Source organism: Bradyrhizobium sp. BRP56 (genome assembly GCF_020194035.1).
Taxonomy (GTDB): Bacteria; Pseudomonadota; Alphaproteobacteria; order Rhizobiales; family Xanthobacteraceae; genus Bradyrhizobium; species Bradyrhizobium australafricanum.
On the sequence record NZ_JADYVV010000113.1, the window covers coordinates 1 to 15150 of the forward strand.

General features: G+C 62.7%; 14 protein-coding genes and 1 tRNA gene. 3 read left to right on the forward strand and 12 right to left on the reverse strand.

Going from position 1 to position 15150, the window contains the following annotated elements; genetic code table 11:
• On the forward strand, nt 1–532 hold a 532-nt coding region (locus I6F38_RS41620; protein WP_249794487.1), incomplete at its 5' end, for a GMC oxidoreductase.
• A gap of 32 nt (nt 533–564) precedes the next feature.
• Complete coding sequence (locus I6F38_RS41625) at nt 565–2064, forward strand: CoA-acylating methylmalonate-semialdehyde dehydrogenase (RefSeq protein ID WP_225164470.1); 1500 nt, start codon at nt 565–567, stop codon at nt 2062–2064.
• 573 nt (nt 2065–2637) lie between these two features.
• On the opposite strand, the gene tenA is transcribed toward I6F38_RS41625, so the two are convergent.
• The 6 genes from tenA to I6F38_RS41655 form a co-directional block, all read right to left on the reverse strand.
• Entirely contained in the window at nt 2638–3312 is a 675-nt protein-coding gene (gene tenA, locus I6F38_RS41630) for a thiaminase II (RefSeq protein ID WP_092083090.1), read from the reverse strand.
• Nucleotides 3313–4033: 721 nt separating this feature from the next.
• The gene (locus tag I6F38_RS41635) at nt 4034–4816 is read right to left on the reverse strand and encodes a C13 family peptidase (protein WP_225164471.1); all 783 of its coding nucleotides are present in this window, start codon (nt 4814–4816) and stop codon (nt 4034–4036) included.
• Nucleotides 4817–4956: 140 nt separating this feature from the next.
• Entirely contained in the window at nt 4957–5724 is a 768-nt protein-coding gene (locus I6F38_RS41640) for a DeoR/GlpR family DNA-binding transcription regulator (RefSeq protein ID WP_225164472.1), read from the reverse strand.
• Between the two features lie 150 nt (nt 5725–5874).
• A complete protein-coding gene (pdxA, locus tag I6F38_RS41645) occupies nt 5875–6873 on the reverse strand; it encodes a 4-hydroxythreonine-4-phosphate dehydrogenase PdxA (protein WP_225164473.1) in 999 nt (332 codons plus the stop codon).
• Nucleotides 6870–8177 carry a four-carbon acid sugar kinase family protein gene (locus I6F38_RS41650; RefSeq protein WP_225164474.1) on the reverse strand — a complete coding sequence of 436 codons (1308 nt, stop codon included), beginning with the start codon at nt 8175–8177 and terminating at the stop codon, nt 6870–6872. The genes pdxA and I6F38_RS41650 overlap by 4 nt, the downstream gene beginning before the upstream one ends.
• A gap of 29 nt (nt 8178–8206) precedes the next feature.
• Nucleotides 8207–9247, reverse strand: coding sequence for a 2-keto-3-deoxygluconate permease (locus I6F38_RS41655; RefSeq protein WP_225164475.1), 1041 nt, complete (start codon nt 9245–9247; stop codon nt 8207–8209).
• Between the two features lie 455 nt (nt 9248–9702).
• On the opposite strand from I6F38_RS41655, the gene I6F38_RS41660 reads away from it, so the two are divergent.
• A complete protein-coding gene (locus I6F38_RS41660; protein ID WP_225164476.1) occupies nt 9703–10407 on the forward strand; it encodes a hypothetical protein in 705 nt (234 codons plus the stop codon).
• Between the two features lie 57 nt (nt 10408–10464).
• Here the strand turns inward: I6F38_RS41660 and I6F38_RS41665 are convergent.
• The 6 genes from I6F38_RS41665 to I6F38_RS41690 form a co-directional block, all read right to left on the reverse strand.
• Nucleotides 10465–10540 (reverse strand) — tRNA-Lys (locus I6F38_RS41665).
• Between the two features lie 164 nt (nt 10541–10704).
• A complete protein-coding gene (locus I6F38_RS41670; protein ID WP_225164477.1) occupies nt 10705–11295 on the reverse strand; it encodes a Spy/CpxP family protein refolding chaperone in 591 nt (196 codons plus the stop codon).
• Between the two features lie 162 nt (nt 11296–11457).
• Complete coding sequence (locus I6F38_RS41675) at nt 11458–12741, reverse strand: TRAP transporter large permease subunit (RefSeq protein ID WP_076834271.1); 1284 nt, start codon at nt 12739–12741, stop codon at nt 11458–11460.
• Nucleotides 12741–13313, reverse strand: coding sequence for a TRAP transporter small permease (locus tag I6F38_RS41680; protein ID WP_057020631.1), 573 nt, complete (start codon nt 13311–13313; stop codon nt 12741–12743). The genes I6F38_RS41675 and I6F38_RS41680 overlap by 1 nt, the downstream gene beginning before the upstream one ends.
• 321 nt (nt 13314–13634) lie before the next feature.
• On the reverse strand, nt 13635–14639 hold the full coding sequence (locus tag I6F38_RS41685) for a TRAP transporter substrate-binding protein (protein WP_225164478.1): 1005 nt from the start codon (nt 14637–14639) through the stop codon (nt 13635–13637).
• Nucleotides 14640–14808: 169 nt separating this feature from the next.
• Nucleotides 14809–15150, reverse strand: a 342-nt coding sequence (locus tag I6F38_RS41690; protein ID WP_225164479.1) for an integrase core domain-containing protein, incomplete at its 5' end; no start/stop codon positions are given.

Consider the following 15150-nt stretch of genomic DNA (forward strand, 5'->3'; position numbering starts at 1 on the left):
GAAGCCACAGTGTCGTGGTTTTGCATCTGCGGCTGGAACGCCGATGCAGGAGGGCCAACCCCCATCTCTCATAAAGCTGTACACATCAAATTCGGTTATTCACCTCCTTCATGCTCTGCAGCACACCGCGCCAAACTATCTTGCTACGCCCGAGGACCGGCTCGTCGCGGCAGATGCCATTCGGGTCACCCGCACGCTGATGCGCCAGCCGGCGCTCGCTCGTTACGCACCCGAGGAATTTCTGCCCGGCCCGTACGTCGCCGACGATGACGTGTCACTCGCACACGCTGCCGGCGACATTGGCACGACCATCTTCCATCCGGTCGGCACCATCAAGATGGGGCCCGAGGCGGATCCGCTGTCGCCGCTTGACGCGCGCCTTCGCATGCGAGGCATCGACGGGCTCCGGGTCATCGACGCCTCGATCATGCCCACCATCACATCGGGAAATACCAACACCCCAACCGCAATGATCGCGCGCAAGGGCGCCAGCATGGTGCTCGACGACGCGCATCGGTCCCGCATCGCCTAGCCGCCATTCGTTTCATCGAGGAGACTCCGCAAATGACCCATCCCGTTCCGCATTTCATCAATGGCGCCCCGGTCACGTCTTTGCACGGCCGTGCCGCGCCGATCTACAATCCTGCGACAGGCGAGCAATCCGGGACCGTGCCGCTTGCCGGCGCCGACGAGGTCGCTTCGGCGGTCGCGGCCGCACGGACCGCCTTTCCCGACTGGGCCAAGTCTCCGCCGCTGCGGCGCGCGCGCATCCTCAATCGTTTCCTCCGTATCCTCGAGGAACGGCTCGATGAGCTCGCGGCCGTGATCACGTCAGAGCATGGCAAGGTTTTTTCCGACGCAAAGGGGGAAGTACAGCGCGGAATGGAAGTCGTGGAGTTTGCCACCGGCGCGCCACAGCTTTTGAAGGGCGAGATCACCGAGAACGTCGGCACGCGCGTCGACAGTCATTCGTTGCGCCAGCCGCTCGGGGTCGTCGCGGGCATCACGCCGTTCAATTTCCCGGCGATGGTTCCGATGTGGATGTTTCCGGTGGCACTTGCCTGCGGCAACACATTCATCCTGAAACCCTCCGAGAAGGTTCCCTCCGCGTCCATCCTCCTGGCGCAATGGTTGAAAGAGGCCGGGCTGCCGGACGGCGTGTTCAACGTCGTTCACGGCGACAAGCAAGCGGTCGACGCGCTGTTGACGCATCCTGATGTCGCAGCGGTCAGCTTCGTTGGCTCGACACCTGTCGCACGATCGATCCACGAAACTGCAACTCTGCACGGAAAGCGCTGCCAGGCCCTGGGCGGTGCCAAGAACCATATGATCATCATGCCGGATGCCGACATGGACCAGGCTGTCGACGCGCTCATGGGCGCGGCCTACGGCTCGGCCGGCGAACGCTGCATGGCGATTTCGGTTGCGGTCCCTGTCGGCGAGACGACGGCAAAGACCTTGATCGAAAAGCTCGTACCCCGGATTCATGCGTTGAACATCGGTCCAGGCATGGACCCGGAGAGCGAGATGGGTCCGCTTGTCAGCCAGCAACATCGCGACAAGGTACGAGGCTACATTGATGCCGGCGTCGCCGAAGGTGCGACGCTGCTGGTGGATGGTCGTGAATTTCGCCGCCAGGGTTACGAGAAAGGCTACTTCACCGGCGGCACACTGTTCGATCGCGTCACATCCGATATGACGATCTACCGCGAAGAGATATTCGGACCGGTCCTAACGGTCGTACGCGCCTCGTCTTATGACGAGGCCGCCGCCCTGATCAACGCGCACCAGTTCGGCAATGGCACCGCGATCTTTACGCGCGACGGCGACGCGGCACGCGAGTTTGCCAACCAGATCCAGGTCGGGATGGTCGGCATCAATGTGCCGATTCCTGTTCCGATGGCTTTCCATTCATTTGGTGGCTGGAAAGCCTCCCTGTTCGGCGATCACCACATGCACGGACCAGAAGGCGTGCGGTTCTATACCAGGTTGAAGACAATTACGACGCGCTGGCCGACCGGTATTCACAGTGGCGCGGAGTACGTGATGCCAACGTTGGGATGAAGGGCAAGCGGCCAAATAGCGAGGCAACCAAGACGTGAGCTACAGGCACCTGATGTGGACATCACCGTTGATCGACTAGCAGCAGCTGAAGGTTCATAGCCAACATTGGCGCGTCGTCAGGAAGTTCACAGGTGGGGGTATCGGCCGTGCGGTACTCGTCCGCTAAGTACCTTCGTTGTCGGACACCCGCTTTTGGCGGACCGATGGATGCTCCGGTCACCGTTGTTGAGATGCACCGTGGTGTGGCGATGCCACGAAAGATGATGGTCGGCACTTGAGGCCTGCCATCCGCGATTGATTTTGATTCAGCTCCCCGTGGCCGATTCGGCCCCGGATCCGATGACGCGAACGTCATCGGAGACAGGTCGGAGCGTTCGCATTTGCTACGATTTCAAAGCGTTGCAAAGCCGAGCCGCACTGCAAAGTGCATTTCGGGACCACCCGTGCTCTTCAGCGTGGCCAAGTGTCCAAAATGATCAAAGAGAGCCCAGTTGAGACCAAATCTGCGGATAGCTTTGCCAACAAATTTGAACCGATGACCTTCAGGTTATAAGCCTGACAATTTCCGAAGCGCTATTCGACACGCTGGCCCGCGCGCCAGCCCATCTCCCAGAAGTCTGCCTCGAGACGAGTAGCTTCCTTGAAGATCGCAATCAGCTCAGCCTCGCGGGCCGGGGTGGCGTAGAGATCAGCGAGACGTTCCAAGTGTGCTCCCGCTTTCGCCGCGACCTCTTGGTATGGCGCGCCAGCGTACTCGGCAATCCACACGCGATAGGGGTTCGTCGCAGCGTTCGCATCGGGTTGTGCAGCCAGCCGCTTCGCGATCTCCGCGTACCCGATCACGCATGGGGCCAGCGCCACCTTGAGTGCCAGCAGATCGCCGCGCATTCCAGCATCCAGCACGTAGCGAGTATAGGCTAGCATCTCGGCCGCCGGAGGGGTCTGTTCAAGGTCGCTTGGGGACAGACCCCAACCGGCACAGAGTGTCACATGAAGGTTCATCTCGACATCAAGGATGGCCGAAAGACCGGCCGCTGCTTCACGCATGTCGGCAAGCTTGGGCGATTTGTAGACCGAGAGCGCGTAGGCGCGCGCGAACTCGATGAGGAACAAGTAATCCTGAGCAAGATAATAACGAAATGCCGGTTCGGCGAGCGAGCCGTCTGCCAATCCGTTCGTGAAGGGATGCTCGGTGTAGGCGCGCCACTCAGCAGATGCCTCTGTCTTTAGACGCTCCCAGAAACTCACGTTATGTTTCGCCTGGCTTGTCATGAACCGCTTTTGATTACTTCCCATAGCCTGCATTACGAGGCTGACCTTGGCCGGCCGCGGCGATCTGCCGGCACGCTGCCGTATGGAGGTCGCTTGCCGTCAATCGCTGGGCTTGAGTGCGTTCTCACGTTATCACCTACAGAACGCAACGTCCCGGTCCAAGATTCGACTACAGACAATCCGCACCAGTTTCGCGCCAATAACAACCCGCGCGAAGGGTGGCGAACGTGGTCGAATTCGACGAAAAGGCAGGAAACTTAACAGCGGCGACGATTGTCCCACCGCTCATAACGGTCTGGTTGCAGGTTCGAGTCCTGCCGGGCCCGCCAATGAGATCAATAGCTTACTTCGTTCTCGTTGCCCGCAGCGCGACGACCGCACCAGAAACCGCACCAGATACGTGCTGTTTTCGTTCACACCAAAGTTCGCAACGGCGTCAGGCAAGCTCACCTGCTGATGAGTGGACGCGACAGTGCCATCCACGATCCTCGCCTTCGGCCGACGGAGAGGCACCGACAGAAGCAGTCTCTCCCTTTGGCGGTGAAGTCGGCTATCTCCGGCAAAGCGGAAGTCAGCCATAACGCCAATCAAGTCCGCTGAGGGGCCAGTAGCAGACATGCGGCGCGATGCGGTGACCAGATCAACATGGACGAGGTTGACGGCACCCACAGGCGCCGGCCGCAAACGCGGCCGGTCCTCAAGGACGCGCAATGAGCAACGGCTGCACGTTTGCGCCGCCTGCCATCAGGGGATTCGACGGCTCGAAGCGAGCGCGCAGTTCTCGCTGCTGGACGAGCGAGCGTGCAACAACAAAGGCGTTCTTCAGGCTTCTGGCTTGCCGGAGTGCGACGTTGAAAAAGGCGTTGCCGAAGTAGGTCCACTTGGCTTTGTCCCGACAGCCGAACGATGAATGGTCGGCATCGGCCGCGGTGATGACCAACGTATCGGGGTTCGCGAGACGAGGGATAAAGACCCCGGAATAACAGGCAGAGATGACCACCACCTTGTATCGCATGCCGGTCCGCGCCAGCATGGCGGCGAGATGGGACGGCGTGAGCGTTTGCGTAAGCCGCCCGGCTTTGATTGCAAGCCCGTCGGGGGAGCCGTGCGAGGTGAGAATCAAGAACAGAACATCATTCTCGGCGTCCATCCCATTGGCCGCCGCCTGCAAGGACTTAGCCAGGCCTTCAATCGTTGCACCTCCGCCTTTCTTCGAATTGAATTGCACGTTGACTGGGCCGCTCCCGAAACGACCCGCTACGACCTGTGCTGCGCCGGTCGCCTCGCTTCTAAACACGCCCTGATCGCCGAAAAGGCCGAACGACACCACGCTCACCTTGCGAGCGTCCTCAACGGCGTGCACCGGCGAAGCCAACGGCGCGACGGTCAAAACAAAAGCGACGAGCGGCGCGCCAAGCCGGCTGATCCAAGAGCTGATCCAAGTGCCGTTCCACGAACCACTCCAAGACTTGCACGCCATGGCGAACCTCGTTTGGTGATCGCCACCTAGCATATGGCGATTCAAGTTGACGGCATTGCGCCCCGGTTCAGCGATTCCTTACCGCAACCCCGCCTCGGTCGATATTTTTCTCCGATCACGCGAAAAATCGCGATGCCGGCTCAGCGAACGCCGGCAACGATCACGCGCGCTCCCGCATCGGCGAGACGCTTGCACTGCTCCTCAGATGCGCCGACATCAGTCACTAGAGTCCAGCGCGGCGGCAGCGGCGCCCAGGCCATCTGTTCGGCGCGGCCGAGCTTGCTGGCGTCGGCGAGAACGATGACTTCCTTCGACTGCTGCATCATCAGCGACTTCAGTGCGACCTGTTCGAGATCCGCTTCGCACAGGCCACGGCCATTCACCACGCCGTCGGCGCTCATGACGGCGCGGTCCGCGGTCATGCGCCGCAGCGCCTCATTGGCGAGCGGCCCCATGGTGCTCATGCTGGTGGTGCGCAGCGCGCCGCCCAGCACCACAAGCTCTATGCTCGGAGCCTTGGCGAAGAAGGGCAGCAGCGCAAGATTGTTGGTGATGATGCGCAGCCGCTGATGCTGCAGCAGTCGGCCGAAGGCTGCGACCGTCGAGCCGGCATCCAGAATCAGTGTGTCGCCATCCTCGATCAGATCGATCGCCGCGCGCGCGATCGCCTGCTTCTGTTTGCCCTGGATCGCGAGGCGCTGCTCGAGCGTCGTCTCGTTCGCGTGGGCGGTGAGAATGGCGCCGCCATAGGTGCGGCGCACGGCATTGTTCTTGGAAAGATGCTGCAAGTCGCGCCGCACGGTGGAAGCGGAGACGTCGAAGCGCCGCGCGAGATCGTCGACATCGATCTCTCCCGCGTTCAGTGCTTCCAACAGACGAGCGTGACGCTCCTTGCTACGCATCGACATCGAACCTCAGCCCCCGGATTCATTGCCGTCAGCCGAGCTCGACCGTATCGGCTTCGCGGCACGGCCGATGGATACCACGATGCATCGGCCGCGCAATGTCAGCGCTTAACGCGCATCTCGCTCCTCATCCTGAGGAGCCCGCGCAGCCCCTCAAGCCGCCTTCTTCGGCGCGAGATCGACCGCCTGCCGCAGCGCTTCGATCAGGCTGCGCTCGTCGGCGATGCCCTTGCCCGCGATGTCGAAGGCGGTCCCGTGATCGACCGAGGTGCGGATCACCGGCAGACCAACAGTGATGTTCACACCGGCTTCCAGCCCCAGCACCTTGATGGGTCCATGGCCCTGATCGTGATACATCGCGACCACCATGTCGTAGTCGCCGCGGCCGGCCAGGAAGAACAGCGTGTCGGCAGGCAGGGGGCCGTGCACGTCCCAGCCCTTGCGCTGACAGGCTTCCACGGCCGGCGCGATCTTCGCGGCTTCCTCGCCGCGACCGAACAACCCGTTCTCGCCGGCATGCGGATTAATGGCGCAGACGCCGATCTTCGGATTGGCGACGCCGGCGCGCACCAGCACGTCATGCCCGCGCGCGATGACACGCTCGACGAGGCCGGGCTCGATCTTCTCGATCGCATCGAGCAGGCCGATATGCGTGGTCACGTGAATGACGCGGAGTTTCGGCGACACCAGCATCATCGATACTTCCGGCGTGCCGGTCAGATGCGCCAGGAGCTCGGTATGGCCGGGATATTTGTGGCCGGCCGCATGCAGCGCTTCCTTGGAAAGCGGCGCGGTGCAGATGCCCTGCGCGAGCCCTGCCTGCACCACCTGCACGGCTTTCTCGATGTAGCGATATGCCGCCTCACCTGCCGTCGCCGACACCTTGCCGAACGGCAGATCGTCCGGCACCAGCTTCAGGTCAACGCACTGCACGGCCTTCGACGCAAAATTCGCCTGCTGCGCGTCGCTCAACGCATCGACCTCAAACGGCACGCCGACGATCTGACCGGCCTTGCGCAGACGGTTGGAGTCGCCGATCACCAGCGCATTGCAGATCGCCCGCACCCGCGGCTGCGCCAGCGCTTTCATGATCACCTCGGGCCCGATACCGGCCGGATCTCCCATGGTGATCGCAATGGTCGGACGAGTCATATGAAACTTCCTCTGGTTCGGACGGCGCGAAGCCGCTCGCGGATGCGGATGAGGCTGTTCTCGTCACCGAACGCGCCCGCTTTGGTGGCGATCGGAACAGACAATCGGCCAAGAGTAAGGCCGAGCGACACGCCCGGCTCGATTTCGTCGGCAAGACGGATACCGTTGACACCGAAGCGCGACAGCATCGCCGCGGCGGTTTCGCCGCCGGTCGCAGCGAAGGCGCCGATCGCGGGTGCGACGGCCTCAAGAGCGTCGGCGAGCCCCTTGGCGAGCTGCGGGCCGAGCGACATGTCGGGGTGATCATCCATCATGATCTCAACCAGTGTATCGCCGCCGCCGGCAAGTCGTTTCATCACGTCCGCGGCGAGCGCCGCCCGGCCGGCACCATCGTTGAGCAGCGTTTCCGGCGCGACCGGGAAATGCGCCACGGTGCCGGTCGCCTCCAGCTCGCGCGCGGCGGCGCGAGATGCGCCGGCGAGCGAGCCCACCACGATCAGGGTGCCGGATGCGCTCGTGGGAATGCGCAGCGGCTCGACGGCATGGCTGACTTCGAGGCCGGCCAGCGCATGCGCGAGGCCGGCGCTGCCGATGAAGAAGGTTGCGGGCGATGCATGCAGGCTCGCCTCCGCGATCAAACGCAGATCGTGTTCAGTCTCGGCGTCGCAGGCCGCGACCACGTCGCCCTCCCAGGCGAGCCTCGCGAAGGTGGCTTTGAGATCGCCACCGCGCACGGCAGCGAGCTTGACCTTCTCACCGCGAACGCCCGCGGTCGCGAGAACGTCGACAAGATCGGCATTCGGGTAGGTGTGGTCGCGGTGCCAGACCTCGGCCTCCTCGAGGGGGCGGCCTCTGACCAGGATACGCCCGTCGATGGTGGTCCGGCCGGTGGCCGGAAAGGCCGGCGCGAACACGCCAAGGGCCGGACCCGACCGTGACTTGAGATGCGCAAGCGCGGCGGCAGTCTCCGCTGCAGGTTGCCCCCGCAGCGTCGAGTCAATCTTCTTGAAAAGAATACGTCCGTCTTCGCAAAGGCGCGCCAGCACATCGGCATGGCGGGCTGCAGCGGCCTCGGCCGAAAGGCCTCGACTCGCGGCATCGTAGGCCAGGACAGGCAGCTGGTAGCCCGACGCGTCGGTCACCTCACCCCACGTCACCGCAGCCGCACGCCCCCTTCTGCCGAAGGCGATCGCACAGTCCGCGGCACCGGTGAGATCGTCAGCGACGATCAGCCAGCTTTGGCTTGACGCGTTTTCTTGACGCGAACCGGTATCCACTTCGCTCGAAAACGCTTTAGGGGCCATCTTCAGCGACCTGCTTCAGTGACTTTGCCTCAGTGACTTGCCTCAGTGACAACCGAGCGCGCCGCGGGGGGCATCTTGCCGGCAGAAGCCACGTTGTTCTCTTCTGCAGGCTCCTCGACGTCGCGACCAACAACGCGGGCTGTCCAGGCGGTGACGATCGGCACGAGGATTGCGGTAACCACGACGCACGCCGCGACGAGGATAGTCGCCGGCCGCGCCGCGTCCGCATAGGCTGGATTCGCCGCGGCGACAATCGCCGGGACGGCCGCCGCATTACCGGCCGTCGAGGCCGCCGCAACACCCGCGACACCATTCCCGCCAGTGATGCGATCGGCGAGGAACAGCGGGATGCCGGTCACAACCACCACGGCCACTCCCATGCCGAGGCCGAGCAGGCCGGCCTGCCAAACCTTCGACAGATCGAGGCCGGCGCCGAGCGCGAAGGCGAAGAACGGGATCATCACAGGCACCGCGCGGCTCAGGAAGTCGCGCATCTCTCTGTCGAGATTGCCGATGATCATACCCACCACCAGAGGCAGGATAGCACCCACGAGGGTCTGCCATGGAAATGCCGAGAGGCCGGCGACGCCCAAAGTGATCATGGTGAGGAAAGGACCGCTCTCCAGCGACATGACGGTATAGGCGCCGACGTCACGCGGACGTCCATATTGGCCCATCAACGCCATATAGAGACCGCCATTGGTGTCGTTCATGGCGGCGACGATCGCGAGCGTCGAGACACCCGCGAACATGCCAGCTGCGACCGGCGTCTCTCCCAAAATGCGGCCGAAGATCAGGCCGAGGACAACGGCCACGCCAACCTTCACGATCAGCAGCGTGCCGCCCTTCTTCACAATATAGGGGGTCGCGCGGAAGTCGATGCTCGCGCCCATGCAAACGTAGAACACGGCGAGAATTGTCAGCGCGCCAGAGAACAGTGCGCCGGTGAAGGAGCCAAAAAACTTCGGGGTATCGGGAAAGAAGGTCGCAATCAGCGCCCCGACCAACAGAGGGACCACCATCATCCCGCCCGGCACGCTCTCGATCGCCCGCTTAATTGGAACCTGCATTTCTGTTGTCCTCCCGCACACCGCGCACTTCCGATCATTTTGCGCGTTTTGCTATAAAAACGAGCAAACGGTGGCCGTATATGCTCATATCGCGCAATATTCAAGACCTATTGCGCGCATTTTGCGCAAAACTGACCCGATCATTCGCTCCGTCAGATGCGATTGATTTTGCTCGCGGGAGAATGCCAGGGAATTGGGTCATGAGAGGTTGGGCATGGTGCTCATCGCGCAGATGCTCGAAACGCTTACTTGGGGCAACACCCACCGAAGCCCCGACCGTCGCATGCTTCGGCCGCAAGGGTGCCCGGCGGGGCCCTCGCCTGCAGGCGGGACACCGCCGCGGCCAGCGGAACGTCGGCCTGTAAGTCGTCGCGCTCGCGCAGGCTTTCTTCGGGCGCTAGTATGAAGCCTCCCAAGACCGCTCTGAGATTGCTCGGTATTGCAGGCGAAAGCCGTTGCGCAACGGCCGATGGGCCTACTTCTTCGAGCCTCCAACGTGGGCACGTACGCAAGGGTGTCACGTTAAGGCGGAGGCACTCGGTGAGAACTACAATGCGGCCGTAGAGCGCGCCGAGTACGTTCTTCTGCCGGCCTTCGACAGCTGGCGGTCTCACGGGCTGACGGAGTGGTTGCAGCGCGAGGAGCATGTCTTCGGAGCTTTTGAGATTTCGCACTACCGCCCCAAGGAGCGGCCCAATAGCGTGAAGATCGTGCATCCGAAGAACGGCGAGGAAGCCTGGTGGCCGCTTTTCGATGATCGGGGCGAATCACTTTTCCCCGAACTGGTGGCCGAGCTCGATGCCATCAAGCAGGTCACGGTTTCGGGTCTGGTCTTCAGGCGCGATCGCGCGCACCGCAAGTCGCGTACTCCGCCACCGTGGATAACTGAGCGCAAGGACCTCCGCTACCTGCGCAGCGTCGTGAAGGACGTCGTCGCCGCGGCCGGCATTCGATCCGAGCTTTCATTCACCTCGTTCCGCCACGGCGGCTTCACCGAGGGCGCCGACAGCGACCTGACCGACGCGGAACTGCGCGCAGCCGGCCGCCACAGGTCTGCACAGCAATTGCCGATCTATGCAAAGCGGACCCGTAAACAGCTGATCTCGGGGACCCGGAAGCGCCGCGAGGAGCGAACAAAAGCAGCCGGTTTGTTGGAATAGACGCGGCCATTTGTCGGAATGACAACTACGAGGGCTAACCTAAGCTATTGAAAAGCTTGGTGGGCGCACCAGGGCTCGAACCTGGGACCCGCTGATTAAGAGTCAGCTGCTCTACCAACTGAGCTATGCGCCCGGAACTTGTCCGGAAATGACCCTCGCAAGAGAGCGGTCGTTTAGCAAAGCGATTCCCCGATGTCCAGCAAGCTCAAGCAAGTTTTCCCGACTTTCTGACAACCGAAAGGCCGCCGGAATCCGGCGGCCTTTCATAGACTTGGCGAGGGTGCCGGCGGACGGCGCTCAGAGCCGGCCGGAGCGCTCCTGATCAGGGCCGTCGTCGTGGTCGAAACGGTCGTGATCGAAGCCGCGGCCGCCGCGCTCCCAGCGGTCCATGCCGCGCTCGAGGCGGTGGCGGCGCCAGCCTTCGGCGCCGAAGCCGCGCCCTTCCATATGGGTCAGCATGCTCAGCCGCCGCTTCTGGTTGTCGTCGAGCGTCTTGTAGAGCGGGTCGGCGGCATCGGCGATCTTCGTCAGCGACTTTGCGGTCGCCGCCATGTTGCCGGCGCGCTCGCGCAGACGGGCGATCGGATCATCCGGCTTCTGCGACTTGTCCGCATCGGTCTTCTCGGCGGCCATCCGCGCATTGGCGCGATCGAGCCGCATCTTGGCGAAGTCGCGCACCGCCGCCTCGACCGGCGGCCACAGCTTCTCCTGATCGGCGTTGAGCTTCAGCCCGGCGTGGACGGCGGCGATCCGCGCGTCGAGGAAGGCGGCCCGATCCTCGGGGCTCATCCGCATATGGCCGTGGAACCAGGGACGATGCTGGGCATAGACCGCGGTCGAACCGGCAATCGTGAGCGCCGCGATGCCGGCGAGCAGAACTTTCTTCATACGAACCTCCTTTGAAGGTTGCTCGAAGATGATGCCGCCCGCTCGCGCCTTCAACTTACGGATTGGACAGAGAGAGCTCTGTTACCAAGATGTAATCCGCTTTCATTGCACCGCAGAAACATCCAAGGCGCGAGGTCGCGCTTTGGATGTCTGTCGTTTGCGCTAGATCATTCCGAGCAAGCGCGGCAGCCACAGCGAGATCTCCGGCACGTAGGTGATCAGGCCGAGGAACACCAGCATCGCGCACAGCCACGGCAACACCGAGATGGTGATCTCGCTGATGCCCATCTTGGCGATACTGCTCGCGATGTAGAGGTTGAGCCCGACCGGCGGGTGGCACAGCCCGACCTCGGTGTTGACGATCATCAGGATGCCGAGATGCACCGGGTGCACGCCGAGCTTGGTCGCCAGCGGAAACAGGATCGGCGCCATGATCAAAAGGATCGACGACGGATCCATCACGTTGCCGGCGAGCAGCAGGATGATGTTGACGACGAGCAGGAACATCCAGACCGAGAAGTTCTTGTCGATGATCCAGGCCGCCATCTCCTGCGGGATCTGCTCGTGCGTCATCAGGAACGAGAACAGCACCGCGTTGGTGATGATGTAGAGCAGCATCGAGCTCATGCTCGCCGCCTGCAGCAGCACCTTCGGCACCTCGGAGAGCTTCAGCTCCTTGTAGACGAATACGGTGATGAAGAAGGCGTAGGTCGCGGCGACCGCGGCGGCTTCGGTCGGCGTGAAGATGCCGCCATAGATGCCGCCGAGCACGATCGCGATCAGCAGCAGGCCCCAGATGCTTTCGCGGAACGCCGTGAACTGCTGGCCGATGGTCGCGCGCGGCATCTTCGGATAGCCGTTGCGCTGCGCGACGAAGAAAGTCACCGCCGCCAGCATCAGCGCGAGCACGACGCCCGGCACGATGCCGGCCATGAACAGCGCGCCGATCGAGGTGTTGGTGGAGACGCCGTAGAGCACCAGGATGATCGAGGGCGGCACCAGGATGCCGAGAGCGCCCGAGGTCGAGATCACGCCGACGCCGAACCGCTTCGGATAGCCGTGATCGACCATCGCCGGCATCATGATCGAGCCGATCGCAACCACGGTGGCGACGCTCGAGCCCGAGATCGCCGCGAACATCGCGCAGGCCGCGACGCCGGCCAGCCCAAGGCCGCCGGGCAGATGCCCGACCAGCGAGGTGGTGAACGCGATCATGCGCCGCGCGACGCCGCCGCGGGTCAGGAAGGTGCCCGCCAGGATGAAGAACGGGATCGCCATGATGCCGAAATTGTCGAGGCCCGAAAACAGCTTCAGGCCGACGCTCTCGATCGGCACCTCGGTCATGGTGAACAGGAAGGTGAGCACGGTCAGGCCGAGCGAAATCGAGATCGGCATGCCCGTCAGCATCAGGGCAAACAGCAGTCCGAAAATAAGTGCGGCGCTCATCACGCTTCTCCAAGCGCGACGGGCGCGGTCTTGCTGGTCTCGACGCCATCGACATGGGAGGCGTCATGGTGCGGCAGGTCGTCGGTCCACCAGTAATTCCAGCACACCTGCAGGAAGCGGAAGCACATCAGATAGGAGCCGAGCGGGATGCAGGCGTAGACGATCCAGCTCGGGATCTCGAGATCCGGCGAGACCTGGTCGGTATGCATCAATTCGAACACGAATTTGGCGCCCATGGTGCCGACGATCCCGGTGAACAGCGCGCCGCCGAGCAGGCCGAAGGTGATGGTGCGCTTGCGCCAGAAATCGTTGAGGCGGTTGATCAGGACGTCGACGCCGACATGGACGCCGGCGCGCACGCCATAGGCGGCGCCGAACTTCGCCATCCAGATGAACATGTAGATGCAGAGTTCCTGCGACCAGGCGAGATTAATGCCGAACAGGTACGGATAGAGCACGGGAACGTCGACCAGAAAGCGGTGCACGACCGTGACGAAGGTCAGCAGCGTCGCGGCCCCCATCAGGCTCGCGATGATGATTTCCTCGAGCCGGTCCAGAATTTTAAGCAGCATTGATCTCCCCTGTCATGGCCTGATGCGGCAACCGGCCACGGCACCCTGGCCGCGACCTCACGCGGCCGCGGCGTTCACTATGTTTGCGGTTCAAGTCCCGCGTGACTGTTGCTGTCGATCGGAGCTGCCTCCGATCCACCTCGCCCCGCGCGCGGGGAGAGGTCGAAATTCAAGCGCAGCTTGAATTTCCCGGTGAGGGGGAGCTTCCGCGAGCGCATCTGGAGCCGCGTTCGCGGAGAAGGCCCCTCACCCCAACCCTCTCCCCGCAAGAACGGGGAGAGGGAGCTCGTCTGGCATCGCCTCAGCGGCGAAGCATCGCAGCTAGTTCATCGGGCTGCGGCCGGTTTCCTTGAGGAATTCGTCGATCAGCGGCTGGCCGACGCGCGAGGCCACGTCCTTGTAGACCGGCATCATTGCCTTGCGCATCGCCTCGTCCTGCTCCGGCGTCAACGCGACGATCTCGGTCTTGCCGGCCTTCTTGATCTCGGCGAGCGCGTCGTCGTTTTCCTTGGCCGACTGGCTGTTGCCGAACTCGGTGGCTTCCTTCATCGCCTTGGAGAGCTGCTCGCGGATATCGACCGGCAGGCCGTCCCAGAACTTCTTGTTCACGACCACGACGTAGCCGATGTAGCCGTGATTGGTGACGGTGGCGTACTTCTGCACCTCATGCATTTTCTGGGTGTAGATGTTCGACCAGGTGTTCTCCTGGCCGTCGACCACGCCGGTCTGCAGCGCCTGGTAGACGTCGGAGAATGCCATCACCTGCGGGATCGCGCCGAGCGCGCGGAACTGGGCTTCCAGCACCTTCGACGACTGGATGCGGAACTTGAGCCCCTTGTAGTCGGCGGGCGCGACCAGCTTCTTGTTCGCACTCATCTGCTTGAAGCCGTTGTCCCAGTAGGCGAGACCGGTCATGCCCTTGGAATCCAGCTTCTTGAGCAGCTGGGCGCCGAGCGGGCCGTCGGTGACCTTCCGCAGCGACTTCAGGTCGGGCAGGATGTAGGGCAGATCGAAGACTTCGAATTCCTTGATGCCGATCGGGCCGAACTTCGAGTTCGACGGTGCCAGCATCTGCACCGCGCCGAGCTGCAGCGCCTCGAGCTCTTCCTTGTCCTTGTAAAGGGTCGAATTCGGATAGACCTCGACCTTCACCTTGCCGCCGGTGTACTTCTCGGCGAGTTCCTTGAACTTGTCGGCCGCCTTGCCCTTCGGCGTATCCGAGGCCACCACGTGGCTGAATTTGAGAACGATCGGCGACTGCGCCGCCGCAGGCCCGACAAAGGTCAAAGCCGCGATCGACGCCGCAGCCAATATGAGTTTACGCATGTTTCCTCCCGCGTAATTGCGGAGCGCGAATACCGGCCCCGAGACATCCGGTCGCACCATTACAGACAAGCAAAGACGATTGCCATTGCCCCTTTAGCAGGGGCCAATTGCACCATTGCTGCACTGCAAAATTCGATGTGGCGGTATCCCCTTCGGCTCTTGCGACCGTTCAATGACACCGCCCGCACGCTGTGCCCGGCCACGGCAATGAGGTCAATGCGAGGTTTGGCAATGGCGGGTTCGCCGGGCGCGAATGCTGCGCGTGTTTCTTGCCGGCTGTCGCCCCTGCGAAAGTGTTTAGTCCCGTGAGTTTAGCAACGGCCTGGATCGGGGCCTGGTAGCCGAGGCATTTGAGGCGCGTCCGGTTGTAGTCGTGGACGAACTTGGCGATGAAGGCGTCGCGATCGGCATGGTCGATGAAGGTCCGCCGGGCGCTGCCGCGCTTTTGTTCGCGGCCAATGGCTTCGGCGATACGCCGGTTGAAGCGTTCGACGAGGCCGTTGGTCTGCGG

Coding starts and splice junctions, on each gene's coding strand:
- I6F38_RS41625 (WP_225164470.1), top strand. CDS start 565: ATGACCCATCCCGTTCCGCATTTCATCAATGGCGCCCCGGTCACGTCT.
- I6F38_RS41635 (WP_225164471.1), bottom strand. CDS start 4,816: ATGGCGTGCAAGTCTTGGAGTGGTTCGTGGAACGGCACTTGGATCAGC.
- I6F38_RS41640 (WP_225164472.1), bottom strand. CDS start 5,724: ATGTCGATGCGTAGCAAGGAGCGTCACGCTCGTCTGTTGGAAGCACTG.
- pdxA (WP_225164473.1), bottom strand. CDS start 6,873: ATGACTCGTCCGACCATTGCGATCACCATGGGAGATCCGGCCGGTATC.
- I6F38_RS41650 (WP_225164474.1), bottom strand. CDS start 8,177: ATGGCCCCTAAAGCGTTTTCGAGCGAAGTGGATACCGGTTCGCGTCAA.
- I6F38_RS41655 (WP_225164475.1), bottom strand. CDS start 9,247: ATGCAGGTTCCAATTAAGCGGGCGATCGAGAGCGTGCCGGGCGGGATG.
- I6F38_RS41670 (WP_225164477.1), bottom strand. CDS start 11,295: ATGAAGAAAGTTCTGCTCGCCGGCATCGCGGCGCTCACGATTGCCGGT.
- I6F38_RS41675 (WP_076834271.1), bottom strand. CDS start 12,741: ATGAGCGCCGCACTTATTTTCGGACTGCTGTTTGCCCTGATGCTGACG.
- I6F38_RS41680 (WP_057020631.1), bottom strand. CDS start 13,313: ATGCTGCTTAAAATTCTGGACCGGCTCGAGGAAATCATCATCGCGAGC.
- I6F38_RS41685 (WP_225164478.1), bottom strand. CDS start 14,639: ATGCGTAAACTCATATTGGCTGCGGCGTCGATCGCGGCTTTGACCTTT.